Genomic DNA, 14,561 nt, shown 5'->3' with positions numbered 1-14,561 from the left:
ACCACACCCAGGGGTCGCCTGGCACCCGCGCCGACCTGCGTCAACCCCTAGTCCACTGTGGACTAGCGCGGCCGATCGCGCTTCAATGGGCGGGTCGACCGACCGAGGAGAACAAGCGTGCCCAAGATCGTGCCGGGTCTGGTGGTGGCCCTGGCCGCCACGGGGGTCCTCGCGGCCCCCGCGAGCGCCGCCATCACCAGCCCCACCGTGACCAGCACCGCCACCACCGTCACCTTCGAGGTCGGCCGCACCGGGACGCCCGCGTTCTCGCGCGTCTACGTCGACACCGACCGCAGCGCGGCCACCGGGTACGCGCAGGGCGGCATCGGGGCGGACTACCTGCTGGAGAACGGTTCCCTGTACCGGCACAGCGGCGGCGGCTGGGCGTGGACGCAGGTGAGGTCGGTGCCGTTCACCTCCTCCGGCGGCACGGCGCGGTGGACCGTCGAGCGGGTGGACCTGGGCGAGCACGCGAGCCCGAACGACGTCGACGTGGTGTTCCAGGTCGAGGCGCCGGTGGAGACCTCGGCGAAGGTCACCCACACCTACGCGGGCGGCGCGAGCGGCGTGGTGTCCTACCCGGCGTCGACCGGGGCGATCGCCAACCCGGAGCGCGGTCTGTACCACCACACCGGTGACTGCGACAAGGCGGACTTCTCCGCCGACACCCTGCGCAAGTACCGCACCGAGCAGAACATCACCCTCGCCATGTGCGTGTTCTACCTGGCCGAGTACCGCTCGTCGCCGATCGCGCAGACCGCGCTCGACCGCCTCCAGCGCCAGTTCGACGCCGCGCGGGTCGCGGGCGTGAAGCTGGTGCTGCGCTTCGCCTACACCGCCGCGGAGTCCGGCGAGGACGCCCCGAAGGACCGGGTGCTGGCGCACGTCGACCAGCTCACCCCGCTCCTGCGGTCGAACGCGGACGTGATCGCCGTGGTGCAGGCGGGCTTCGTCGGCGCGTGGGGAGAGTGGTACTACACCAAGAACTTCGGCAACGCGGGCGTCGTCTCCGCGACCGACCAGGCGAACCGCAAGGCGGTCGTGGACAAGCTCCTGGCCGCGCTCCCGGCGAACCGCGCGGTGCAGCTGCGCACGCCGAAGTTCAAGCGGGCCCTGTACGCGGGCGGCAACACCAGGGTCGGTCACCACAACGACTGCTTCCTGGCCAGCGACACGGACTTCGGCACCTACGAGGACCCGGCGACCGAGTACCCGTACCTGGAGGCGGAGACCAGGTCGCTGCCGATGGGCGGCGAGACCTGCGCGGTGAACCCGCCCCGCACCGACTGCCCGACCGCGACGGCGGAGCTGTCCCGCTTCCACTGGACGTACCTGAACACCGACTACCAGCAGGACGTGCTGCGCTCGTGGTCGGCGCAGGGCTGCCTGGCGGACGTGACGAACCGGCTCGGCTACCGCTTCACCCTGCGCGACTCGGTGTTCCCAGCGACGGTGGCCAGGGGCGCCGCCCTGCCGGTGAGGGTGAACCTGGCGAACGACGGCTACGCGGCGGCGGTGAACCAGCGCGCGGTGAACCTGGTGCTGCGCAACACGACCACGGGCGCGCTGACCCGCGTCCCGCTGACGGCGGACCCCAGGACCTGGCTGCCGGGGGCGCGCTCGATCGCGCAGGACGCCCAGGTGCCCGCGTCGCTCGCGACGGGGAGGTACGCGCTGCTGCTGGAACTGGCCGACCCGGCCCTGCCGGGGCGGCCGGAGTACTCGATCCGGACGGCGAACACCGGGCTGTGGGACGCGGCGACGGGGTTGAACGACCTGAAGCAGACGATCACGGTGTCGTAGGGGTGCGGGCCGGTTCCCCGGCCTCGCACCACCACACCACCCCCACCGCGCGGGCCGGAACCGATTCCGGCCCGCGCGGTTTTTCCTGCTCCGGCGGAGTGGTCTTGCCACAGAACGGGCACGGCCGCGCACCCCGAGCCTTATGCATGACCCGGAAGTCGACTCCTCCACTCACCGGAAGGGGACACGGGCACATGAGAGCAGGGTTCAAGGCATCGGCCGCCGCCGTCGCGGCAGCACTCGCACTGGCCACACCGGGTTCGGCGCTCGCGATCGAGCAGAGGTCCTGCACGGTGCCGCAGTGGTCCTGCGGGACAGCGGCGCTGAGCACGGCGGGCAGCACGATCTTCCACGTCGCGACGGACGGCGTGCGGGGTTCCTCGTTCGTCATCGTCCTGGACCTCGCGGCCCCCGGCACGCCGGAGGTGGTCCGCGAGTCCCTGGGGGCGGGCAACCACGACATCTGGCGGGACAAGGTCTACTCGAGGTACCGGGCGGAGCTCCACTGCCCGTACTCGTGCGCAGGCGCCAGGATCTACTTCGCCAACGGCTGAGCACGCCCGCACCGCGCGAACGCCTCGGGCACGGCGCGCGCCCCACCCGTTGACGGTGATCGCTCGTGCCCGCACCACGTGGGCCGCTAGGGTGCGATCCATGTCCGCCAGCCGGATTCATTGAGCAAGGGCTCAGCTCAGCACCACAGCTCTGCCCCCACTCGAATCCGGAGAGTAATCATATGGTCACCCCCAGTGCGGTGCTCTGCGCCCGCGCGGGCTGCGGCGCGCCCCGGCCCGCAGGCGCCACCGCCCGCTGGCGCTTCTGCTCCACCGCCTGCAAGCAAGCCGCCTACCGCGTGCGCCGCAAGGCGGTCGGCCCGGACCCCGCCGACCTGGACGAGCAGCTCCGCTCGGCGCTGCTCGCCCTGGTGGCGCGGGCCAGGTGCCTGGCCGCCCGCACGGGCGCGGAGACCGACCCGCCCCGGTCCGCGCAGGCCGCCGCGCTGGTCGAGCTGGCCCAGCGGGTGGCGGAGCTGGCCGGGGCCCGCGAGGTCAGCTCACGCGGGCGCTGACTCTGCTCAGCAGCAGCGCCGAGGCCACCGCCCCCGCCATCACGGCGGCGGGGACGAGTGGCCCGCCGGTGGAGAGCGCGCCGGAGACGGCGGTCAGCAGGGTCACCAGGAGCGCCCGCAGGCCCATGGTCAGCGACGAGGCCGCGCCCGCCCGGTCGGGGAAGACCGCCATCGACCGGGCGAACACGACCGGGTAGCACACGGCGAAGCCCGCGCAGAACAGCGCGACCGAACCGGTCGCGGCGACCGGACCGTCGCCCAGCAGCAGGAACCCGAGCACGCCCGCCACCACCGCGCCCAGGCTCCAGCGCACGGCGCCCGCCGGGCCGCCGAGGAGCGGGATGAGCCTCGTGGCGAACGCGCTGGGGATCGCGAACGAGGCGACGACGACGAGCAGGGTGAGCGCGAACTCGGTGGCGCCCAGGCCGAACGCCGAGGTGTAGAGGAACGAGCTGGCCGCGATGAACACCAGGTACGCGGCGAACAGCAGGCTGGGGACCAGCGACGCGGCCAGGTAGGCGCCGCTCCCGAGCAGCGCCCGGTAGTCGGCGAGCACCGATCGGGCGGTGACCTCGCGGCGCGCGCGGGCTCGCGTCTCGGGCAGGAGGAAGAACATCAGCAGCAGGGACAGCGCGGTGATGGCGCACACCGTGAAGTAGTTGCCGCGCCACCCGACCAGGTGGTTGATCACTCCGCCGAGGGGCGGCGCGGCGGTCATCAGGACGGACATCGCGGCGTTCACCAGGCCGTACATCCTCAGGGCGGCCACGCCCTCGTAGCGGTCGCCGATGATCACGAACACCAGCACGACGGCGGTGCTCGCGCCGATGCCCTGGACGAACCGCGCGGCCAGCAGCAGTCCGATCGTCGGGGCGATGGCGCAGCCCAGCGCGCCGACCAGCATGACGGCGTTCCCGCCGAGCATGACCGGGCGGCGGCCGAACCGGTCGGAGAGCGGGCCGTGGCACAGCGCGCCCAGGCAGTAGCCGAGGAAGTTGAGGGTGATCGTGAGCTGCACGGCCGCGCCGCCCACCCCCAGCTCCCGCGCGATGTCCGGGAAGCTGGGCACGGACATGTCGATCTCCACGATCGTGCCCACCAGCGCCACGACCAGCAGGGCGGGCAGCCCCCCGCCCACCGCGCCGTCGATCTTTCCTGCCACCAACGCCGTCCTCCCGAGGTCAGCGAGGAGTTTTCGGTAACGCCGGAAAAAGCGTTCCGCAACGTTTCCTCGAATTATCCGGGAAATCCGCCGAAACGAATTTCCCTAACCTCGGACGCTAGCGCCAAATCCCTTTCCGGTTAACTCATTTGCCGTCGTCCGCGAACGGGTCGACCGCCCGCTCCGGCTGCCCCGCGAGCACCCGGTCGACCAGCGCGGTCACCAGGTCGTGGCGCTGCCGGTCGGTCAGCAGGTCGGGCAGGGTGAGGCGCTCCACGATCAGCCAGTTGAGCGCCAGCCACAGCAGCGCCACGGTGGTCCCGTCGCCGGGCAGCCCGGAGCGGGCGTGGTGCTCGACGTTGAAGCGCAGGTCGGCGCGCACGCGCTCGGTCAGCACCGCGCGCAGCTCCGGTCTGCGCGCGGCCTCCAGGCGCAGCTCCAGCAGCGCCAGGAAGCCGGTCGGGAACGCCGACACCCGGTCGACCAGCGCGTGCATCAGCTCTGCGACGCGGGCCCGGTCGCGCGCGCCGTCGAGCACCTCGGCCAGCGGGGCCTGGTCGAGCAGCCGCTGGTAGACCCGCTCACCCGCCCCGGTGAGGATCTCCGCGCGCCCGGCGAAGTAGTTGGACGCCGTGCCCGCGGGCACCCCGGCCCGCTGGTCGACCGCCCGGAACGTGAGCCCCCGCGCGCCCTCGGCCGCCAGGACCTCGACGGCCGCGTCGAGCAGCGCGGCCCGCCGCTCCGGGTTGCGCCGCGCCATTGACACCACTCCAAACGTAGTACTACGGTTCACACCACTTCAGACAGAGTACTACGACCGGAGTGGTCGAGACAGGGAGAAGCCCGTGCGCAAGCTCGTGTACTTCATCGCGGCGAGCATCGACGGCGTGATCGCGGGCCCGGAGGGCGAGTACGACTTCTACCCGACCGCCGAGCCCATGGTCGAGCACCTGCGCGCCGAGTACCCCGAGACCACGCCCACCCACGTCCGCGCGCTCACCGGGATGCCCCTGGACACCCCGAACAAGCGCTACGACACGGTCCTGATGGGCCGGGGCAGCTACCAGCCCGCGCTGGACGCGGGCATCACGAGCCCGTACGCGCACCTGCGCCAGTACGTGGTCTCCCGCTCCCTGCCGGAGACCACCGACCCGGCCGTCACCCTGGTGCGCGCGGACCCGCTCGGCCTGGTGCGCGCGCTCAAGCGGGAGGACGGCCTGGACGTGTGGCTGTGCGGCGGCGCCGACCTGGCCGGGCAGCTGCTGCCGGAGATCGACGAGCTGGTGGTCAAGACCTACCCGGTGGTGGCGGGCGGCGGCACCCCGCTGTTCCGCGCGGGCTTCGCCCCACGCGCGTTCACCCCGGTGGACGTCCGCGCGTTCGACCACGGCGGCGTGGTCACCACCTACCGCCCGGCCTGACACCCCCGACGCGCGGGCAGTACACCCCGGCAGGCAGGGCGGCGGTGGCGGACGCGAGCAGGACGGCGGCATCGACGCCCGCCAGTGACGCGCCGCCGGGGTTGGGCAGGTCCACGACCAGCACCGACACCGTGAAGCCGATCGAGCCCGGCAACCCCGCCCCGAGCACGTCCGGCCGGCCCAGCACCGGGTCGAGCCGGGCGCGGGTGAACCAGGTGGGCAGCCAGGTCGCGCCGACGATGCCCAGCGGCTTGCCCACCAGCCGCCCGGCAGGCACGCCCCACACCACCGCGCTGTCCCGGAACCCGTCCACGCCGGACAGGTCGACCCCCACCGAGGTCAGCGCGAACACCGGGAGCAAGTCCCCTGCGGTGAACGGGCGCAGCGCCTACTCGGCCCGGCACGCGGGGTCCTGCGCCTCGCCGGGACGCGGGCGGGGGCGCACCAGCAGGCCCATCACCACGGCCCCGATCGTGGCGTGCGCCACGAAGGCGTGCGCCAACCACCAGATCCCCACCGCGAGCGGCGCAGGCAGCACCCGGCACGCACGCCCCTGCAGGAGCCCGAACACCACCAGCCCCACCACCGCGCCCGCGAGCGCGGCCAGGTCCAGGCCGGAGGTGCAGGCGACCACGATGACCAGCACCGCGCGCACGTCGCCCACAGCGGCCGGGCACCAGGAGGGCGGCGGGCGGCCGACCACGGCGGGCACGGCCAAGGCGAACGCGGTGCCGGTGGCCACCGGCACGCCCCACCCGGCGCTCGCGCCCGGCGTGGCCGCGATGACCGCCAGGAAGACCAGCGCAGGCGCTGCGACCCCGCCGAGCGCCGAGCCGATGGGCAGCGGGGCACGCCGGGGGATCGCGCAGCTCCCCGTGCACGATCTCGCGCTCGTGCGCCGCGCCGACGACGAACACCGCCAGCACCCCGTCCGTCGCCCACGCCCGCACCGTCAGCATCGGAGGAGCGCGGGGCTGAGGTGATCCGTGCGAGGACGGACACGGGTGAGGTCTCCGGAGCAGCGCGAAGGGGACGGCCGCGCGCCCGTCCTGGGCGCTCGTTCCGGGAGACGGCGCGGGTCAGCGCCCCTTCCACGGGTTCACGCCCGCAGGCGCGCCCCGGCTGCCCACGTGGCCGTTCGTGCCGATCGGACGGTGCTCGGCGGTCACCAGCGCGAGCACCCTGGCGGGCACGGCGACCACACGACCACGCATCGTCCCTCAGCCCGCCCACACCGAATCCGGGCCTCCGGCGCACCCGCGCCCTCCCCTAAGGTCGTGCGATGCCGGACACCTCCACCGCCATCAGGTCCGCCTACGACGCCGTCGCCCACCTCTACGCGGACCTGTTCACCGACGTCCTCAAGTCCTTCCCCCTCGAACGCGCCCTGCTCTCCGCGTTCGCCGAGCTCGTCGGCCCCGGCGCCCGCGTCGCGGACCTCGGCTGCGGCCCCGGCCACCTCACCGCGCACCTGAGCGCGCTCGGCCTGTCCGCGTTCGGCGTCGACCTGTCCCCCACGATGATCTCCATCGCCCGCGCGGCGAACCCGGACCTGGAGTTCACCGAGGGCTCCATGGCGCGGCTCGACCTCCCCGACGCCGGTCTCGCCGGAATCCTGGCGTTCTACTCGGTGATCCACACCCCGCCCGCCGAACTCCCGCCCGTGCTCGCCGAGTTCCACCGGGTGCTCGAACCCGGCGGTCACCTCATGCTCGGTTTCTTCGCGGGCGACGATCCGGAACCCCAGGCTTTCGACCACAAAGTCGTGACCGCCTACCGCTGGTCCCCCACCACCCTGCTGGCGCTGCTGCGCGCGAGCGGTTTCACCGACGTGGCCGAGGTGGTGCGGGAACCGCAGGTCGGCGAGCGCTTCCGGCAGGCGCAACTGCTGGTCCGCAAACCCGCCACCCCCTGACCCGAACCCCCGTTGCACACGTCCGGTCAGCGGTTGTCAAAACCCCCGAGCGTGACATTCCACTTCCCTGAGCACGCTCCCGCGATGGGTACAGTGGAACCCCTGCGTGTTGCGCGCCGAATCGGCGCGGGCAGTTCCCAGGAGGAGCGGCACACGATCATGGGCTGTGTATTGGTCATTCCGAGGACGGCCGCGCGCGCCGTCCGGTCCGGCGGTGGGGCGTGACCGAGGCGTTCACGTGGGAGACCGACGACGACATCAAGCTGGCGGCCAGCCTGCGCCGCGACGCGGAGGCGGCGAACGCGGCGGACTCGACCCGCGCGTACCTCAAGGCGATCGGCCGGGTGCGGCTGCTGACCGCCGACCAGGAGGTGGAGCTGGCCCGGCGGGTCGAGGCGGGCCTGTACGCCGAGCACCTGCTGGACCTGCCACCGGCCGCGCGCGGCTCGCGGCGGCCGATCGAGCTGCGCCGGGTGGTGCGGGACGGGCAGCGCGCCAAGGACCACCTGCTGGAGGCGAACCTGCGGCTGGTGGTGAGCATCGCCAAGCGGTACACCGGCAAGGGCATGGCGCTGCTCGACGTCATCCAGGAGGGCAACCTGGGCCTGGTGCGGGCGGTCGAGAAGTTCGACTACGCCAAGGGCTTCAAGTTCTCCACCTACGCCACCTGGTGGATCCGGCAGGCGATCACGCGCGCGCTGGCCGACCAGTCGCGCACCATCCGGCTGCCGGTGCACATGGTGGAGGTGGTCACCAAGCTGGCGCGGATCGAGCGGGAGCTGCTGCACCGCAACGGGCGCGAGGCGACCGCCGAGGAGGTCGCGTTCGAGCTGGACGTGACGCCGGAGAAGGTGGTGGAGCTGCGCCAGCACGCGCGCACCCCGGTGTCGCTGGACCAGACCATCGGCGCGGAGGCGGACACCTCGATCGGTGACCTGATCGCGGACGAGAACGCGGTGGCCCCGCTGGAGGCGGTCAGCTCGGCGCTGCTGTCGGCGGACCTGCGGGCGGTGCTGGACACGCTGACGCCGCGCGAGGCGGGCGTGGTGCGGATGCGGTACGGCTTCCCGGACGGGGTGCTGCACACGCTGGACGAGGTCGGGCGGGTCTACGGGGTGACGCGCGAGCGCATCCGGCAGATCGAGTCGCGCACGATGGCGAAGTTGCAGCACCCGGCGCGCTCGCGCGGCCTTGAGGGGTACCTGGACTGAGGGGGCGCGCGGGCGCCCCCTCGGTCGGAGGCCCGCTCAGAACACGTCCGTCGCGTACCGCCCCCGCGCGCGCAGGGCGTCCAGCCACCCGGCGCCGGATCCGACGCGCGCCAAGGTCTCCTCCACCGCAGGCCCCATCCGCGTCGCGTCACCGCAGACGTACACGCGCGCCCCCGCGTTGACCAGCTCGCGCACCCGGTCGCGCCGCTCCCACAGCCGGTGCTGCACGTGGCGGACCCCGCCGTCGGGGTGGCGCGAGTACGCCCGGTCCACCTCCAGCCAGTCCCCGAGCGCGGCGAACTCCTCCGCGTACAGGTCGTCCAGCTCCGGCCCCCGGCAGCCGAACAGCAGCAGCACCGGTCCCGGCTCGCCGCCGAGCGCCGCCCGCGCCCGGAGGAAACCCCGGAACGGCGCGATCCCCGTGCCCGCGGCGATCAGCACCATCGGCGTCGCGGGGTCCGAAGGCGGGCGGAACGACTCCGGCGGGGACGCGACGCCCACCGCCACCCGGTCACCGGGCCGCACCCGGCCGAGGTAGCCGGAGGTCACGCCGACCACGGACGCGGTCAGCGCCACCTCGGCCCGCTCCTCGGCGGCCGAGCTGATCGAGTACAGCCGCGTCCTGGGCGCGGGCAGCAGTTCCAGCGCCAGCGCGAGGTCGACCGCGCACGAGGGGAAGCGCTCCAGCAGCTCCAGCAGCGTCGCCCCGGTGGTGGCGGCCAGCTCGGCGCGCTCCGGCGGGCAGGGGCAGCGCTCGGCCAGCCGCGCCACCACGCCCGCGCTCGCGGGCGCGGACAGGTCGACGCACCGGGACAGCAGCTCGTCCACCCGCAGCGCCCGCCCCACCGGAACCAGCCCGGCGGGCGCGCTCGACTCCACCGTCACCACCCGCTCCGCGCGCGTCCCCAGCCGCGCCACCGCCCGGCGCACCAGGTCGGGGTGGTTCTGCGGCAGCACCGACAGGTAGTCGCCGGTGCGGTAGGACGTGCCGTCGGGCAGGCGCAGCTCCAGGTGCCGCTTGGACCCGGCGTCCGGTCCGCGCACCAGCTCCCGGTTCTCCAGCACCACGGCCGACGCGAGGTCGCCGAGGCCGTCCGCCGCGTCCGACTCGACCACGCGGAAGCGCGGCCCGACCTCGCCCACCGCGACGCCGCACTCGGCCGACAGCAGCGGCCACAGCGGCTCGTACCAGCGCTCCCAGTCGCCGAAGAAGTCCGCGCGGGCGTCGGTGACCCCGCGCTCCCGCAGCCGCCGCGCGCCCGCCGCCGCCATGGCCTCGTCGATCAGGGTGGGCACGCGCTGGTAGGTGGCCGACCAGTCCAGGTTGCCGCAGCCGAGCACCAGGTAGTCCACTCCGGACAGGTCGGGGCCCTCCTCGGTCAGCCAGCGCACGAAGTCCGCCGCGTTGTCCGGCGGGGCGCCGTTGTAGGAGGAGCTGACGATCACCACCGGTCCCGTGGTCGGCAGCGCGCGCACCGCCTCGTCAAGGGGCGCAACGGAAGTCGCCCACCCGCGAGCCGTCCCGTCACCGGCGATCGTGCGCGCCAGGCCCTCGCTGCTGCCGCCGTTCGACCCGTAGAGCACGTGCAGCGGGGTGCCGTGCCGATCGGCGACCGGAACCTGCTGCGGCGCAACGGTTTTCATGGGGTTTTCCACGGGTGCGGCGGCCACCGGCCGGTCGACGCGCGGCCGGGCGCGGACGACCAGCCCTTCCGGCTTGAGCGTCAACGTCTGCTTGACGGTCAGCCGGTAGTCGGGGTCGGCGAGCGCGAGGTCGAACCGCTGGAGCACCAGCGCCAGCACGAGAGTGGCCTCCTGCAAGGCGAACGGCCGCCCGATGCACGCCCGCGCGCCGTGCCCGAACGGCATCCACGCGTAGGCCGGGATCTCGCCCATCCGCTCGGGCGCGAACCGCTCCGGGTCGAACACCTCGGGGTCGCGCCACACCGCCGGGTCCCGGTGCAGGGTCGGCAGCATCACCAGCACCGACTCGCCCGCGTCGATCCGGTGCCCGCCCAGCTCGGTCGGCTCGCCCGGCGCCAGCGCGAACGCGGGCGCGGTGGGGTGCAGCCGCAGGGTCTCGCGCAGCACCTGACCCAGGTAGTCGAGCCGGGCCAGGTCCTCGAACGCGGGCGCCCGGTCGCCCAGCACCTCGTCCACCGCGCTCCTGGCCCTGCGCAGCACCTCGGGGTGTGACAGCAGCCGGTGCACGGCGAACGAGAGCAGGCCGGAGGTGGTCTCGTGGCCCGCGATCAGGAACGTGGCCAGCTGGTACCGCACGTTCCGCGCCGACAGCCGCTCCCCGGTGACCGGGTCGGCCGAGGTCAGCATCCGCTCCAGCAGGTCGTCCGGCCGCTCACCGGCGGGCAGGGCGGCGCGCGCGGCGACGATCTCCTCGGCGATCCGGTTCATCGTGGTGATGTCCTCCCGGTACCGCTGGTTCCGCCCCACCAGGAACGGCTGCACGCCGGGCAGCCGCTCGGAGCGCTCACCGGCCTCCACGAGGCTGCGCACCATCGCGTCCACGAAGGGGTGGGCGCGGTCGCGGTAGAAGGAGTTGAACCGGGTGCCGAAGGCGCACAGCGCGATGGTGTCCAGGGTCAGCCGGGTCATGTCGTCGGCGACGTCGATCCGGTGCTCGGGGCCGAACCGCTGCCAGCGCACGAGCATCTGCTCGGCGATGTCGAGCATCGCCGGGAAGTGGTCCTTCATGGCGGTCGGTCCGAACGCGGGCATGAGCAGCCGGTGCGCCTTGCCCCAGTTGGGCTCGTCGTTGCGCGCGGTGAACAGCCCGTCGCCCGCGAAGTCGCGGACCTGCTCCAGCGTCGGGTGCACGGCCTTGGTCCAGAGCGGGTCGGCGCACATGCGGGCGACGAGCTCGTGGCCGGAGGCGAAGACCTGGCGCTGCCCGGCGAAGGTCAGCGCGACGATCGGGCCGTGCTCGCGGTGGCAGCGGTCGAGGAAGTCGACGTCGGTGTCCAGGTCCGAGGTGAGGACGTCGACCAGGTTCCCCACCAGCGGGAGCGGTTTCGGTCCTGGGATGCGCGCGCTTGCGGTGACCACGGGTTCCCCTCGGGTTGACGGCTGCTCGGCCGCCCCCACGGTAAAGTTGGCCAAGTGACCAAGTCAAGCGACTAGGTCAGTTGGCCAGACTGTTAGGATCGTCCCATGTCGACGGCACCGGCCAGGAAGCACGTCAGCGCGAGCGTGCGGCGCGAGCTGCTCGTGGCCGCCGCGCTGCGGGTGATGAAGCGCGACGGGGTCGCCGCCGCGACCACGCGCGCGATCTGCGCCGAGGCCGACATGCCGCACGGCGCGTTCCACTACTGCTTCCGCTCCAAGCGGGAGCTGTTCACCGCGCTGCTGAGCACGGGCATCAACACCAGCCTGGACGCGGCGTGGCCCGCGATCTCCCCCGACCTGCCCGCCGTGGACAACATCCGCACGCTGCTGGACGCGTTCTGGACCGCGTTCCAGGCCGACCCCGAGGCGGAGCTGGTGCTGGGCGAGCTGGTCGCGCTCGCCCAGCGGGAACCCGAACTGCGCGAGCTGCCCGCGTGGCAGCACCGCGAGTACACCGCGAAGGCCGCCGCGCACCTGGAGCGGCTGGCGCGCGAGTCCGGGGTCGAGTACGCGGTGGACGGGGCGCTGCTGGCCGAGATGGTCGTGTCGGTGCTGGACGGGGTCGCCTCGTCCTGGTTCTCGCACCGCGACGACGAGCTGGCGAGGGCCGCGCTGGAGCAGTTCGCCCTGATGTTCGCCGCACTGACCCGCTGAACCCGCCCCCGGCGTCCGCTCGACGCGGGCGCTGGGCGGTGGTGGGCAGGCCGAGGTGCGCGCCGACGACGGCGCCGCGGTCGCCGTCGTCAGGCGCGGTCCCGACCCGGTCGAGCCACCCCGCCCCGCCGCCCGGTCCTACCGGGTCACCGCGAGCACGAGCTTGCCGGTGAGGTGACCCCGGTCGAGCGCCCGGTGCGCGTCGACCACCCGCTCGAACGGGAACACCTCCCGCACGTGCACCCGCAGCGCGCCGCGCTCGACCAGGTCCACCAGCCCGCGCAGGCCGACCGGGTCCGGGTCGAGCGCGACGCCGCTGAAGCGCAGCCCGGCCGCCGCGAACGCCTCGGCCAGGCGCGGGTCGTCCTCGGACACCGCCGTCACCATGATCCCGCCTGGGCGCAGCACGGGCAGCGAGCGCTCGGCGGTGGCGCCGCCGACCAGGTCGAGCACGACGTCGACGTCCCGCACCGCCTCGGCGAAGTCCACCGCCGCGTGGTCGAGGACCTCGTCGGCGCCGAGGCCGAGGACGAACTCGCGCTTCCCGGCGCTCGCGGTGGTGATCACGTGCGCCCCCAGGGCCTTGGCGATCTGGACCGCGACGTGCCCGACCCCGCCGCCACCGCCGTGCACCAGCACGCGATCGCCCTGTCCGACCCGCGCCAGGTCCACCAGCGCCTGCCACGCGGTCAGCCCGACCACCGGCAGCGCCGCCGCCTCCACGTGCGTGAGCGCGGCCGGTTTGCGCGCCAGGTGCAGGGCGGGCGCGGCGACCAGCTCGGCGTACGCGCTCGCGGCGCGCGGGAACAGCGGCATCCCGAACACCTCGTCGCCCGGCCGGAACCGGTAGGTGCCCGAGGCGTCCTCGACCACGCCGCTGATGTCCCAGCCGAGGGTGAACGGCGGCGGGCCGAGCAGCGGGAACTCGCCCGCGCGCAGCCGCGCCTCCAGGGGGTTGAGCCCGATCGCCTCGACCCGGACGAGGACCTCGCTGGGCAGCGGACGGGGATCGGGGGCGTCCACGACGACGAGCGCCTCCGGCCCGCCGAACCCGTGCTGGGTGATGGCTCGCACGGCTCTCCTTCCGTTGGGGGACAAGCGAAAGCCAGGCTAGCCACGCCCGTGGGAACCTCCGGGTACCTTTGGCCCCATGAGCGGTTCTGCCCCCGGCGGCTCCTCCCGGTCCGGCTTCTCCCCGGCCGACTGCTTCCTGTCCGACTGCCCTGGGCGCCTGACGTTCGAGCTGCTCGCCGACAAGTGGGCGGCGGTCGTGCTCTACGGGCTGAGCGAGGGCCCGGTGCGGCACGGCGAGCTGGCCGGGCTGATCGGCGGGGTGTCCCGCAAGGTGCTCACCCAGACGCTGCGCCGCCTGGAGGCGCGCGGGCTGGTGGACCGGCACGCGCACCCAGGGGTGCCGCCGCGCGTCGAGTACTCCCTCACCGCGCTCGGGACGACGCTGATCGAGCCGATCCACCTGCTGACCGAGTGGGCGCGCGAGCACGGCGACGAGGTGCTGGACGCGCTCGACGCGCACCCGTGACCCCCTGCGGCGCCGCTGAACCCCGGAAGGCCGCCGTTCGGCGCACCGGTCGGACGAGGTCGTTTGCCCCGCACCGCCACGGGTAGCCGCGTGCACCGGGCAGCCGCCCGGACGTCCGGCCCCGCCGGACGCCCTGCTCCCTGGAGGCAGGCATGAGCAGCACCACCACCCGCCGCCGCACGCCGGTGCAGATCGCCGCATTAGCGGTCGGCGCGGTGTTCCTGCTGATCGGCGTCGCCGGGTTCGTCCCCGGTCTGACCACGGACTACGACAGCCTCGCGTTCGCGGGCCACCACTCGGACGCCGCGCTGCTGGGCGTGTTCAAGGTCTCCGCGCTGCACAACCTGGTGCACCTCGCGTTCGGCGCGGCGGGTATCGCCACCGGGCTGTCCCGCGCCCCGCGCGGCGCCCGCGCCTTCCTGATCGGCGGCGGCGCGATCTACGCGGTGCTGTGGCTGTACGGGGTGGTGGTGGACGAGCACAGCACGGCCAACTTCGTGCCGCTCAACGCCGCCGACAACTGGCTGCACCTGGGCCTGGCCGTCGGCATGATCGGCCTCGGCGTCGTGCTGGGCCGCGACGCCGCGCACTACCGCGCGACCCAGTCCGACGACTGAACCGCGGACGGGAACGGGAACGGGGCCGACCGGACGTCCCGGTCGG

Annotated in this window: 13 protein-coding genes and 2 pseudogenes; 9 read left to right on the top strand and 6 right to left on the bottom strand. The window is 73.7% G+C overall.

What is annotated here, in order from left to right; genetic code table 11:
* Nucleotides 1-117 precede the first annotated feature (117 nt).
* The 3 genes from LV78_RS28150 (at nt 118) to LV78_RS28140 (ending at nt 2,872) form a co-directional block, all read left to right on the top strand.
* Complete coding sequence (locus LV78_RS28150) at nt 118-1,803, top strand: DUF4832 domain-containing protein (protein WP_253848687.1); 1,686 nt, start codon at nt 118-120, stop codon at nt 1,801-1,803.
* Between the two features lie 194 nt (nt 1,804-1,997).
* Nucleotides 1,998-2,357, top strand: a complete 360-nt coding sequence (locus tag LV78_RS28145; RefSeq protein ID WP_253848686.1) for a hypothetical protein — start codon at nt 1,998-2,000, stop codon at nt 2,355-2,357.
* Nucleotides 2,358-2,539: 182 nt separating this feature from the next.
* On the top strand, nt 2,540-2,872 hold the full coding sequence (locus tag LV78_RS28140; protein ID WP_253848685.1) for a hypothetical protein: 333 nt from the start codon (nt 2,540-2,542) through the stop codon (nt 2,870-2,872).
* Here the strand turns inward: LV78_RS28140 and LV78_RS28135 are convergent.
* Nucleotides 2,853-4,034 (bottom strand): MFS transporter, encoded by a 1,182-nt coding sequence (locus tag LV78_RS28135; protein WP_253848684.1) that lies wholly within the window; start codon nt 4,032-4,034, stop codon nt 2,853-2,855. The genes LV78_RS28140 and LV78_RS28135 overlap by 20 nt on opposite strands.
* A 145-nt stretch (nt 4,035-4,179) precedes the next feature.
* Nucleotides 4,180-4,794 carry a TetR/AcrR family transcriptional regulator gene (locus LV78_RS28130; RefSeq protein WP_253848683.1) on the bottom strand — a complete coding sequence of 205 codons (615 nt, stop codon included), beginning with the start codon at nt 4,792-4,794 and terminating at the stop codon, nt 4,180-4,182.
* An 85-nt stretch (nt 4,795-4,879) separates the two neighbouring features.
* Here LV78_RS28130 and LV78_RS28125 point away from each other — a divergent pair, with 85 nt between their 5' ends.
* Nucleotides 4,880-5,455, top strand: coding sequence for a dihydrofolate reductase family protein (locus LV78_RS28125; protein ID WP_253848682.1), 576 nt, complete (start codon nt 4,880-4,882; stop codon nt 5,453-5,455).
* Here the strand turns inward: LV78_RS28125 and LV78_RS28120 are convergent.
* Together LV78_RS28120 and LV78_RS41095 are read right to left on the bottom strand one after the other, a co-directional pair.
* A pseudogene (locus LV78_RS28120) lies at nt 5,433-6,320 on the bottom strand (Na+/H+ antiporter NhaA); the annotation flags it as partial. The gene LV78_RS28125 and the pseudogene LV78_RS28120 sit on opposite strands and share 23 nt — an antisense overlap.
* 214 nt (nt 6,321-6,534) lie before the next feature.
* Entirely contained in the window at nt 6,535-6,669 is a 135-nt protein-coding gene (locus tag LV78_RS41095) for a hypothetical protein (RefSeq protein ID WP_301307474.1), read from the bottom strand.
* 68 nt (nt 6,670-6,737) lie between these two features.
* Between LV78_RS41095 and LV78_RS28115 the strand changes: the two genes are divergently transcribed.
* Nucleotides 6,738-7,370, top strand: a complete 633-nt coding sequence (locus LV78_RS28115) for a class I SAM-dependent DNA methyltransferase (protein ID WP_253848681.1) — start codon at nt 6,738-6,740, stop codon at nt 7,368-7,370.
* Nucleotides 7,371-7,648: 278 nt separating this feature from the next.
* Nucleotides 7,649-8,581: pseudogene (locus LV78_RS28110) on the top strand (RNA polymerase sigma factor); the annotation flags it as partial.
* A 36-nt stretch (nt 8,582-8,617) separates the two neighbouring features.
* On the opposite strand, the gene LV78_RS28105 reads toward LV78_RS28110, so the two are convergent.
* Nucleotides 8,618-11,644 carry a bifunctional cytochrome P450/NADPH--P450 reductase gene (locus LV78_RS28105; protein ID WP_253848680.1) on the bottom strand — a complete coding sequence of 1,009 codons (3,027 nt, stop codon included), beginning with the start codon at nt 11,642-11,644 and terminating at the stop codon, nt 8,618-8,620.
* Nucleotides 11,645-11,749: 105 nt separating this feature from the next.
* On the opposite strand from LV78_RS28105, the gene LV78_RS28100 reads away from it, so the two are divergent.
* Nucleotides 11,750-12,358, top strand: coding sequence for a TetR/AcrR family transcriptional regulator (locus LV78_RS28100; RefSeq protein ID WP_253848679.1), 609 nt, complete (start codon nt 11,750-11,752; stop codon nt 12,356-12,358).
* Nucleotides 12,359-12,496: 138 nt separating this feature from the next.
* Here LV78_RS28100 and LV78_RS28095 read toward each other — a convergent pair whose 3' ends face one another.
* Nucleotides 12,497-13,432, bottom strand: coding sequence for an NADP-dependent oxidoreductase (locus LV78_RS28095; protein ID WP_253848678.1), 936 nt, complete (start codon nt 13,430-13,432; stop codon nt 12,497-12,499).
* Between the two features lie 76 nt (nt 13,433-13,508).
* On the opposite strand from LV78_RS28095, the gene LV78_RS28090 reads away from it, so the two are divergent.
* Both LV78_RS28090 and LV78_RS28085 read left to right on the top strand, forming a co-directional pair.
* Complete coding sequence (locus LV78_RS28090; RefSeq protein ID WP_253848677.1) at nt 13,509-13,898, top strand: winged helix-turn-helix transcriptional regulator; 390 nt, start codon at nt 13,509-13,511, stop codon at nt 13,896-13,898.
* Between the two features lie 152 nt (nt 13,899-14,050).
* Nucleotides 14,051-14,515 (top strand): DUF4383 domain-containing protein, encoded by a 465-nt coding sequence (locus tag LV78_RS28085; RefSeq protein ID WP_253848675.1) that lies wholly within the window; start codon nt 14,051-14,053, stop codon nt 14,513-14,515.
* Nucleotides 14,516-14,561 lie beyond the last annotated feature (46 nt).

The organism is Actinosynnema pretiosum (assembly GCF_024171695.1).
GTDB lineage: Bacteria > Actinomycetota > Actinomycetes > Mycobacteriales > Pseudonocardiaceae > Actinosynnema > Actinosynnema pretiosum.
The sequence above is the reverse complement of the archived record's forward strand: the minus strand, read 5'-3'. Positions and strand labels throughout refer to the sequence as shown.